The sequence below is a fragment of the Pseudonocardia pini genome (assembly GCF_013870575.1).
GTDB lineage: Bacteria > Actinomycetota > Actinomycetes > Mycobacteriales > Pseudonocardiaceae > Pseudonocardia > Pseudonocardia pini.
In genome coordinates this window covers 1-1,259 of the sequence record NZ_JACBXB010001137.1, presented here as the reverse complement: position 1 = coordinate 1,259, position 1,259 = coordinate 1, and the positions used below count along the sequence as shown (strand labels likewise).

The window sequence follows — 1,259 nt, the reverse complement described above, 5'->3', positions numbered from 1 at the left end:
TGGCCGGGGCGATCGTGGCGCGCGAGGTCCGCGAGCAGGACCGGATCACCGTCACGGGCACCGACGCGGCGTTCACCACCGCGTTCGCGGACTACCAGGTCGCGCTCTCGCCGGAGCAGCTCGGCCGGTACGGCAACTTCGCCACGGACGCCGCGAACGTCGAGCGCGAGCGGCTGCGGAACGCGATCATCTCCTCGCCCCCGGGCCGCCCCCTCGTGGCGGACCCGGTGGCGTGGGACACGGCGTACCAGAACTCGGTCGCGGTCGTGGACCGCGCCGGTGCGGGCGTCGGGGACGAGCTGAGCGCCACCAGCGTCGCCGCTCAGGAGGACGCCAGCAACCAGGCCGGGGTCAACTCGGTGATCCTGATGCTGGGCGTGCTGCTCGGCATCGCGATCATCGTGCTGCTGGCCCGCAGCCTGATCCGGTCGCTCAGGGTGCTGCGTCGCTCGGCGCTCGACGTCGCGGAGCGCAAGCTGCCCGCCGCCGTCGAGAGCATGCGGACCGGTCAGCCGCTGAACGCGCTGGTCGAGCCGGTACCGCTGTCCGGCCGAGACGAGGTCGGCCAGGTCGCCCGCGCGTTCGACGCCGTGCACGGCCAGGCCATCCGGCTCGCCGCGGACCAGGCGGCCCTGCAGTCCAACGTGTCCAACATGTTCGTCAACCTCTCGCGCCGGTCGCAGGCGCTGGTCGAGCGCCAGCTGCAGCTGATCGAGCAGCTGGAGAGCAACGAGCAGGACCCGGACCAGCTGTCCAACCTCTTCCAGCTGGACCACCTCGCCACCCGTATGCGGCGCAACAGCGAGAACCTGCTGGTCCTCGCGGGCACCGACCTGGCCAAGCGGAACGTGGCGCCGGTCCCGGTGGTCGACGTGCTGCGGGCCGCGGTGTCCGAGATCGAGCAGTACCAGCGGGTCGTCGTGCAGCCGCCGCCCGTGGCCACGGTCGCCGGGCGCGCCGCGTCCGACCTCGTGCACCTGCTGGCCGAGCTCCTCGACAACGCCACCAACTTCTCCCCGCCGGACTCCCAGGTCGTCATGAGCACGACCCGGGCGAACGACGGGTCGCTGATCGTCGAGATCGCGGACCGCGGCGTCGGGATGGCGGACCACGAGCTGTCCGAGGCCAACCAGCGGCTCTCGGCCCCCGCTGCGGTGGACGTCTCCGCGTCCCGGCGGATGGGTCTGTTCGTGGTCGGTCGCCTGGCGAACCGCCACGGGCTGGGCATCCGGCTCGGCGGCGGCATGGCGGGCGGCAGC

At 72.8% G+C, this 1,259-nt stretch carries 1 protein-coding gene; it reads left to right on the top strand.

Features of this window, described 5'->3' with window-relative positions:
• Positions 1–14: 14 nt before the first annotated feature.
• A partial coding sequence (locus H5J29_RS33225; RefSeq protein WP_181784840.1) for a sensor histidine kinase occupies positions 15–1,259 on the top strand: 1,245 nt, incomplete at its 3' end.